The sequence below is a fragment of the Pseudomonas sp. 05N434 genome, from assembly GCF_056396965.1.
In genome coordinates this window covers 1-6179 of record NZ_JBFTMK010000383.1, presented here as the reverse complement: position 1 = coordinate 6179, position 6179 = coordinate 1, and the positions used below count along the sequence as shown (strand labels likewise).

Sequence of the window (6179 nt, the reverse complement as noted above, 5' to 3'; positions counted from 1 at the left end):
GCTCATGGTGTGTTCCCCTCATGGTGACTAGAGACAGGCAACACAAATAGCCCCGGGCGACGCGCAATGAAAGTGCCTATACGAAGGCTTTACGGCACTTGTCGTGATCGATATGAACACCTTATTAATTTATGATCCCAGCCTTTCCCCCGCCGATTCCGAGCTGCCATGAACACCGTCATCCGCCACGTCATTCCCGCTGACCTGGACCGTTGCTACGCCATCGAAACCGTTGCCTACGAAGGCGACGAAGCCGCCACCCGCGAGAAAATCGCCACCCGCATCGCCACTTGGCCCGAGGGCTTCATCGTCGCCGAAGTGGATGGCGTTGTAGCCGGTTTCGTCAATTCCGGTGCGGCGTTTGAGGTGGAAATGTCGGACGAGGCGTTCAAGGAACTGATCGGCCACGACCCGGCCGGCCCGCACGTGGTGATCATGTCGGTGGTGGTGCATCCGGATTATCAAGGGCAGGGCCTGGCGAAACACTTGATGGGAGAATTCATCCAGCGCATGCGCGCACTGAACAAGGCCAGCATCCACCTGATGTGCAAAGAGCGGCACATTGCGCTGTATGCCGGGTTTGGTTTTGCCTACATCAAGCCTTCGGCGTCTGACCATGGCGGGATGGCGTGGCATGAGATGGTGTTGGCGCTGTAGCAGAAGAAAATGATTTCTTGTGATAAGTTTTTTAATGGCCTAAATTCAGACCTTGTTGCGCTGATCATCCTGTTCGGATGGCGAGCAGAGGAGTGAACGATGCGAGTTGAAACAATCAGTTTTGTTAAAAAAAATGCGGCAGCGCTGGATCTCTCCGAGCCCATGCTGGTCACTCAGAATGGCGTTCCGGCCTATGTGATCGAGTCTTACGAAGAGCGTAAACGTCGAGACGAGGCGATCGCTCTGATCAAGCTGCTGTCGTTTGCCTCCCGAGACAAGGACCAGGGAAGGCTTATTTCTGGCGACACTCTCTTGGACAGGCTGGCCCAGCGACGTCAATTGTTGCAAGACGATAACGATGCCTGAAACCTATAGGGTGGAGTTTGCGACCGCTGCGGAACATGGTGTGATTTCGCTTGAGCACTATCTGACTCAGCAATGCGGCCGCAAAAAAGCGGCTGAAATGGTCGATCAATTGGTCATGCAGATCGTCACGGCTCTCGGCAGTCAGGCTCATGTTTACGGCGTTTGTCAGGAAGCAGCGTCCCTTGGGGTGACTCATTTTCGTGAGTACCTGCCTTTGGGACAGCGGGTTTTGTATGAAGTATTCCCGGGCGAAAACCTTGTCGTGGTCGCCTTGATCATCGGCCAGCGTCAAAGTATCGAGAAGCAACTGCTCGATTACTGCCTATTGCTCTAATCGTTCGCTACATCCTAAAAGGGTTGCCACAAGGCAACCCTTTTCAGTTGTGATCAGTAAAGACTATCGCGCACTCTCGCCGGCGCTTCCCGGTCGTACGTCTCGGCATCGAACTGCCCATCGTTCAGCCGTTTGTGAAACGCCCCTGCCGTCGGCAGGGCAGAGCGGTCGAGGTAGCGTTCAGGGTTCCACAAGTCCGAACGCACAATCGCTTTCGAACAATGGAAATACGCCGCTTCCACCGTCACCAGCATTACCGTGCGCGCTGGTTTGCCATTGACGGCAAAACTCTCCAGCAATGCGGGCTCGGCGCTGATCTGCGCTGTGCCGTTGACCCGCAACGTCTCGCCAATTCCCGGAATGATGAACAGCAGCGATACCCGTGAGTCGAGCACGGCATTGCGCAGCGTGTCGATGCGGTTGTTGCCGGGGCGATCCGGGATCGCCAGCGTGCGCTCATCGATGATCCGCACAAAACCCGGCGTATCGCCGCGCGGTGAGCCGTCCATGCCGTCGGGGCCGACCGAGCTGATAATCACCAGCGGCGAGGCACGGACCATCGCCTGATAGTCCTCGTTCAAAAACGGGATCTGCTTGCGCACCGCGCGCTCATGGGGCAGGCCGTAGATCGCTTCCAGCGCTTCGATTGAGTTCAACATTCGTTCATCCCTCCATGAATCAGAAAACCAGTCCCATCCGTCGTTCGTAACCGATCCGGCCTTTGTACGCTTCGCCGCTGTCGACAAAACCGTATTTGGCATACAGCGCGATGGCCGATTCATTGTCGGCATCCACCGATAACTCCAGCCCCTTGATCTCCGGCCAGGCCTGGCGCGCAACCTCGGGCAGGGCTTGCAGGCAGGCCTTGCCGTAACCTTTGCCCTGGGCGCGGTGATCGACTTGCAGGGCGTGCAGGGTGGCGCTGTGTTCGTCGGCCCAGGCCGGCAGCACCGGCGGGCGCTTGAGCAGCAGGAAGGCCACCGGAACCTCTTCGGCCAGCAGGGCAAAGCCTTTGACGCCGGGCCCCGGTTTGGACAGCAAGGTGTGCAATGCACCGTGGATGTCGCCGGAGAATCTGATTTGTTCGGCGTGGATTTCGATGGCCTCGACCTGTCGGCGCTGCAAGGCGTTCAGGCTTTCGTAAGGCACGAGTCGGGCTGTCACTGGAGTGTCCTTTTTCCAACACAAATGAGCCTCGGATTCTAGCGAGTTTGCCTCCATGGATTATTTTTATTTCGGTTGTCGATTTGGCTTTTCGCCAGACGACTAAAGGTGTCTTCAACAAAAAAACGTGGAGAACCCTCATGAACGCTCAGACACAAATCCATAACTTGATCGAGAACTACCGTCAGGCGGTCATCGCCAAGGATGTGGAAAAGGTCATGGCCCTGTACGCCGACGACATCGTCTCCTTCGATGCCGTCAAAGCCCTGCAATTCAAGGGCAAGGCGGCCTACCGTGCGCATTGGCAGGAATGCATGGAGATGTGCCCCGGCCCGCATATTTTCGAGTTCCATGAAATCAACGTCGTGCCGTCGCAGGAGATCGCTTTCGCTCACTGGCTGGCGCATTGCGGCGGCACCAATGAAAAGGGTGAAACCCAGGCGTGCTGGATGCGCGTCACCGCGTGCTATCGGCAGGAAGCGGGGCTCTGGCAGATCGTCCACGAACACTGGTCGGCTCCGTTCGACATGACCAGCGGCGCGGCGCTGTTCAACCTGGAACCCTGATGGTCGGGTTGTTTATCGGAAAGCAGCGCCAAAGCGCCAATCGACAGCCATAGTTGATCAGTTCGGTCACGGCAAAGCCGCCTGAAATGGAGAGTCCCATGAAGTATCTATGCCTGGTCTACAGCAACGAGCACGAATTGCACTCGCTGCCCGAAAGCCCCAACGACGCCGAGTGCATGGCCTATGCCGAGTCGATCCAGGGCAGCGGCCGGATGATCGCCGCCGAAGCGCTGGAGTCGGTGCAGACCGCGACCACCGTGCGCATGCGCAACGGCAAAATGTCGATCACCGACGGCCCGTTCGCTGAAACCAAGGAGCAGTTGGCCGGCTTCTACCTGATCGATGCCAAAGACCTCAATGAAGCCCTCCAGGTCGCCGGTAACATTCCGGCGGCCCGGGTCGGCTGCGTCGAGGTGCGGCCCGTTCGCCAGTTAAATGTCTGAATAACTATCACAACAGGAGTTCTTTTATGAGTGTGCAATCCGTCCAGCGAAAAATGGCCCCAGGCATGCCGGACTGATGCCGGGCGAATCGGTACGGGCGCAAGTCGAGCAGGTTTACCGCGACGAGTCGCGGCGAATCCTGGCGACCCTGATCCGCTTGCTCGGCGATTTCGATCTCGCCGAAGAAGCGCTGCACGAGGCGTTCTTCGTCGCGGTCGAGCGCTGGCAGCGCGACGGTGTGCCGGACAATCCGCGCACCTGGCTGGTGTCTACTGGCCGTTTCAAGGCCATTGATGTGTTGCGCCGGCGCGCACGTTTTAACGCATCCCGGCCGGTGTTGATCGCTCAACTGGAGGCGCTGGAGCAGGCCGACTGGAGTGACGAAGACGTGGAAGACGATCGCCTGCGCCTGATCTTCACCTGTTGTCACCCGGCACTGGCGGCGGACGCTCAAGTGCCGCTGACCCTGCGTGAAGTCTGCGACCTGACCACGGAAGAAATCGCCCGGGCATTTCTCTCGGCGCCGGCCACCATCGCCCAGCGCATCGTGCGCGCCAAGGCCAAGATCCGTGACGCGAAAATCCCATACCAAGTGCCCACCCTGACGGAACTGCCCGAGCGACTCGACAGCGTGTTGCGGGTGATTTACCTGGTGTTCAACGAAGGGTATTCGGCGTCCATCGGCAACGAACTGATCCGTGAAGACCTGACGCGCGAAGCGATTCGTCTCGGTCGGTTGTTGATGGAGCTGTTGCCTGAACCGGAGGTGATGGGGCTGCTGGCGCTGATGCTGTTGCATGAGTCTCGGCGTCCGGCCAGGACCTCCGCGAGCGGTGAGCTGATTGTGCTGGATGAACAGGATCGCTCGTTGTGGAACGCCGAGCTGATTGCCGAAGGCTGCGCCTTGATTGAGCGGGCGCTGACGACACGGCGCTTCGGACCTTATTGCCTGCAAGCGGCGATTGCCGCGGTGCATGCCGAAGCGCCCTCGGCGGCAGAGACGGACTGGGCGCAGATTGTCGGTCTGTACGACGTGCTGCTGCGGGCGGTGCCGTCGCCGGTGATCGAACTGAACCGCGCGGCGGCGCTGTCCAGGCGCGATGGCCCACAGGCAGGGCTGACGTTGATCGAAGGGATTCTGGCCCGGGGCGAGTTGCTGGATTACCACCTGGCGCATTCGGCACGGGCAGAGTTTTGCCGGCAGTTGGGAAGGGTGGAAGAGGCTCCCCGCTGGCCCCGGCGGGTGCAAACGCGACCACAGTGCATCGACATACACCGGTTTTGGCCAGCCGCGCACTTTCAATTCCACCAACGAACCAGCCCCGAACCGCCCCACCAGCCATCGCGGCAACGGTGCCCAGCCGAACCCGCCCTGGGCCATTTCCAGCAGCATCAGGTAACTTGGCGCCGACCAGACCCGCCCCTTCGCGCGGCTTTCATACGGATTGACGATCGTCGCCAGACGCAGTTCGCGGTGCTGTTGCAGCACGTCCTGATCGATGTCGTTCAGCGTCGCCAATGGGTGCGCGTGGGACACGAACAGGGTGATTTCCGTGCGCTCGTCCACCGTCGAACTGACCAGATCCGGCGGGTAGCTGTCCTGCATTTCGGCGAAGGCGACGTGCGCGCGGCCGCGTTGTACCAGTGCCACGAGGTCATCGCATTCGGCGATCAGGCATTCAAGTTCCAGGTCCGGGTAACGCTGCTCGAAAGCACTGAGCGCCGCTTCGAAACGGTCGGACTGGTAAGTGTCGGAAATCGCCACGGTCAACTTTGGCTCGATGCCTTGGGACAGTTGGCTGGCGGTCATTTCCAGACGGCTGGTGGCGGCCAGAATCTCCTCGGCCCGTTGCAGCATGACGTGCCCGGCCGGGGTCAGGCTCGGCTTGCGGCTGCTGCGGTCGAAGAGGACAAGGTTCAGGTCGATTTCCAGGCTCGCCACGGCGGCGCTGATGGTCGACTGACTGCGCCCGAGCTTGCGCGCCGCGGCGGAAAACGAGCCTTGGGTCGCGGCCTCTACAAACGCCAGCAACACTTCGTGGGAAGCCATGAACTATCGCCTTGATCGATGGTTATTGGTTATGAAGTATCGGTTCGATGGCAGATCATGGCAACCACAGTCACTCAGGGAGTCTGGCCATGAACGCCAACAAATCCATCACTGAACGCATCTTCCAGGCCATCGGTTTCGAGCTGCTGGCCGTTTTGATCTGTACCCCACTGCTGGCCTGGATCATGGACAAACCCATGTTGGAAATGGGCGTGGCAACCGTGGCGATTGCAGCCCTTGCCCTGGCCTGGAACGTGGTCTTCAACGGCCTGTTCGACCGTTTGCTCAAGCGCTTCGCCATTGTGCGTAACGCTTGGATCCGCGTGGTGCATGCGCTGTTGTTCGAAGGCGGGCTGGTGGCGTTTGGGGTGCCGTTGATTGCCTGGTGGCTGAAGATCAGCCTGTGGCAGGCGTTCCTGCTGGACATTGGCGTGCTGCTGTTTTTCCTGCCGTACACCTACGTGTACCACTGGGGTTACGACGTGGTGCGGGAGCGGCTATTACTGCGCAGGGCTTGCGAAGGCTATTGAATGACCTGTAGGAGCGAGGCTTGCCCGCGAAAGCGGTTTCACAGTCAGAGTCATCGTTGAATGTGAAAC

Annotated in this window: 8 protein-coding genes and 2 pseudogenes; 7 read left to right on the top strand and 3 right to left on the bottom strand. The window is 59.4% G+C overall.

The features are described 5' to 3' along the window. The first annotated feature begins 168 nt into the window (after window positions 1–168). The 3 genes from AC1DLB_RS21275 to AC1DLB_RS21265 all read left to right on the top strand — a co-directional run bounded on the left by AC1DLB_RS21275 (window position 169) and on the right by AC1DLB_RS21265 (window position 1357). Entirely contained in the window at window positions 169–657 is a 489-nt protein-coding gene (locus AC1DLB_RS21275; RefSeq protein ID WP_477744596.1) for a GNAT family N-acetyltransferase, read from the top strand. A gap of 99 nt (window positions 658–756) precedes the next feature. Next, entirely contained in the window at window positions 757–1023 is a 267-nt protein-coding gene (locus AC1DLB_RS21270) for a type II toxin-antitoxin system Phd/YefM family antitoxin (RefSeq protein WP_477744597.1), read from the top strand. Beyond that, window positions 1016–1357 carry a type II toxin-antitoxin system RelE/ParE family toxin gene (locus tag AC1DLB_RS21265; protein WP_477744598.1) on the top strand — a complete coding sequence of 114 codons (342 nt, stop codon included), beginning with the start codon at window positions 1016–1018 and terminating at the stop codon, window positions 1355–1357. The genes AC1DLB_RS21270 and AC1DLB_RS21265 overlap by 8 nt, the downstream gene beginning before the upstream one ends. Before the next feature lie 53 nt (window positions 1358–1410). Here AC1DLB_RS21265 and AC1DLB_RS21260 read toward each other — a convergent pair whose 3' ends face one another. Continuing rightward, window positions 1411–2016, bottom strand: a complete 606-nt coding sequence (locus AC1DLB_RS21260; RefSeq protein ID WP_477744599.1) for a pyridoxamine 5'-phosphate oxidase family protein — start codon at window positions 2014–2016, stop codon at window positions 1411–1413. 19 nt (window positions 2017–2035) lie between these two features. Continuing rightward, a complete protein-coding gene (locus AC1DLB_RS21255) occupies window positions 2036–2521 on the bottom strand; it encodes a GNAT family N-acetyltransferase (protein ID WP_018926432.1) in 486 nt (161 codons plus the stop codon). 140 nt (window positions 2522–2661) lie between these two features. On the opposite strand from AC1DLB_RS21255, the gene AC1DLB_RS21250 reads away from it, so the two are divergent. From AC1DLB_RS21250 to AC1DLB_RS21240, 3 genes and pseudogenes are all read left to right on the top strand, one after another. After that, window positions 2662–3087: a YybH family protein gene (locus tag AC1DLB_RS21250; RefSeq protein ID WP_018926431.1), complete on the top strand. Its 426-nt coding sequence runs from the start codon at window positions 2662–2664 to the stop codon at window positions 3085–3087. A gap of 98 nt (window positions 3088–3185) precedes the next feature. Then, window positions 3186–3530, top strand: a complete 345-nt coding sequence (locus AC1DLB_RS21245) for a YciI family protein (protein WP_019651728.1) — start codon at window positions 3186–3188, stop codon at window positions 3528–3530. 76 nt (window positions 3531–3606) lie between these two features. After that, a pseudogene (locus AC1DLB_RS21240) lies at window positions 3607–4812 on the top strand (RNA polymerase sigma factor); the annotation flags it as partial. On the opposite strand, the pseudogene AC1DLB_RS21235 reads toward AC1DLB_RS21240, so the two are convergent. After that, window positions 4753–5580, bottom strand: a pseudogene (locus tag AC1DLB_RS21235) (LysR family transcriptional regulator); the annotation flags it as partial. The pseudogenes AC1DLB_RS21240 and AC1DLB_RS21235 sit on opposite strands and share 60 nt — an antisense overlap. An 89-nt stretch (window positions 5581–5669) precedes the next feature. On the opposite strand from AC1DLB_RS21235, the gene AC1DLB_RS21230 reads away from it, so the two are divergent. Next, window positions 5670–6110 carry a multidrug/biocide efflux PACE transporter gene (locus tag AC1DLB_RS21230; protein WP_477744602.1) on the top strand — a complete coding sequence of 147 codons (441 nt, stop codon included), beginning with the start codon at window positions 5670–5672 and terminating at the stop codon, window positions 6108–6110. Window positions 6111–6179 lie beyond the last annotated feature (69 nt).

Bases quoted from the DNA above. Each gene is read 5' to 3' on its own strand.
- AC1DLB_RS21230 (WP_477744602.1), top strand. From the start codon at position 5,670: ATGAACGCCAACAAATCCATCACTGAACGCATCTTCCAGGCCATCGGT.
- AC1DLB_RS21250 (WP_018926431.1), top strand. From the start codon at position 2,662: ATGAACGCTCAGACACAAATCCATAACTTGATCGAGAACTACCGTCAG.
- AC1DLB_RS21260 (WP_477744599.1), bottom strand. From the start codon at position 2,016: ATGTTGAACTCAATCGAAGCGCTGGAAGCGATCTACGGCCTGCCCCAT.
- AC1DLB_RS21275 (WP_477744596.1), top strand. From the start codon at position 169: ATGAACACCGTCATCCGCCACGTCATTCCCGCTGACCTGGACCGTTGC.
- AC1DLB_RS21245 (WP_019651728.1), top strand. From the start codon at position 3,186: ATGAAGTATCTATGCCTGGTCTACAGCAACGAGCACGAATTGCACTCG.
- AC1DLB_RS21265 (WP_477744598.1), top strand. From the start codon at position 1,016: ATGCCTGAAACCTATAGGGTGGAGTTTGCGACCGCTGCGGAACATGGT.
- AC1DLB_RS21270 (WP_477744597.1), top strand. From the start codon at position 757: ATGCGAGTTGAAACAATCAGTTTTGTTAAAAAAAATGCGGCAGCGCTG.